The organism is Kitasatospora sp. NPDC057500 (assembly GCF_042802195.1).
Taxonomy (GTDB): domain Bacteria; phylum Actinomycetota; class Actinomycetes; order Streptomycetales; family Streptomycetaceae; genus Kitasatospora.
Genome location: NZ_JBHVER010000453.1, coordinates 1 through 1,079, shown reverse-complemented (window position 1 = coordinate 1,079; position 1,079 = coordinate 1). Strand labels below are relative to the sequence as shown.

Here is a 1,079-nt window from a genome sequence, read left to right as displayed (position 1 = left end):
CTAGGGCCTGTGTGATGTTGTGATCAATCTCCGGGTTCTGCCCCGCTCCGGGGCAGAACCCGGTAGGAATGTTGGATGTGACGCGCAGGCAACTCACAGACAAGCAGTGGAGTTTGATCGAGCCCTATCTGCCGATCGGCAGGTTCGGGCCCTATCCCGAACGGCTTCGTGACCAGTTCGAGGGTGTGATCTGGCGGTTCCGCTCCAGTGCCCAGTGGCGGGAGATGCCCGAGGAGTTCGGCCCCTGGTCCACGGTCTTCGGCCGGTTCCGGGTCTGGCGGGATGCCGGCGTGTTCAGTGCCCTGCTCGAAGGCCTGATCGCCGCGGCCGCCCGCGAGGGGAAGACGGACCTGTCGTTGGTCAGCGTCGACTCCACGACCGTCCGGGCCCACCACGACGCCGCCGGGATGCTCGTCGACGAGGACCTCATGCAGGCCCTGGAGGAGGCCGCGCGCGAGCAGGAGACGGCCCGGCAAAAGGGGGCGGGCCACCGGAACAGAACGGACAGGACGAGCGCAGACGCATCCGACGGCGACGCGGACTCCGTTTGAAGCAGGCCATGCTCGGCAGGTCTCGGGGCGGGCTGACCAGCAAGGTCCATCTCGCCTCCGACCGCCGGTGCCGTCCGCTGGCACTCGTCCTGACCGCCGGGCAGGCCGGAGACAGCCCGCAGTTCGTCCCCGTGCTCGACAAGGTGCGCGTGCGCCTGCCCGTCGGCCGGCCCCGCAGCCGGCCCGGCGCGGTCGCCGCAGACAAGGCCTACTCGTCCCGCGCCAACCGCGCCTACCTGCGTAAACGCGGCATCAAGGCCGTCATCCCGGAGAAGAAGGACCAGGCCGCCAGCCGGAAACGGAAGGGCAGCAGGGGCGGCCGACCCGTCGACCACGACACCGACCTTTACAAGGAGCGGAACACCGTCGAGCGCCTGATCAACAGGCTGAAGGCCTGGCGGGGCATCGCCACCCGGTTCGACAAGAAGCCCGAGAGCTACCTCGCAGGCCTCCACCTCCGCGCCTCAATGATCTGGATAGACGACCTCGTGCGACCACCCAACTGATCACAACATCACACAGGCCCTA

General features: G+C 68.0%; 1 pseudogene. It reads left to right on the top strand.

Going from position 1 to position 1,079, the window contains the following annotated elements:
• The first annotated feature begins 77 nt into the window (after positions 1-77).
• Positions 78-1,057 (top strand): annotated as a pseudogene (locus ACFU74_RS37355) (IS5 family transposase).
• The last annotated feature ends 22 nt before the right edge of the window (positions 1,058-1,079 follow it).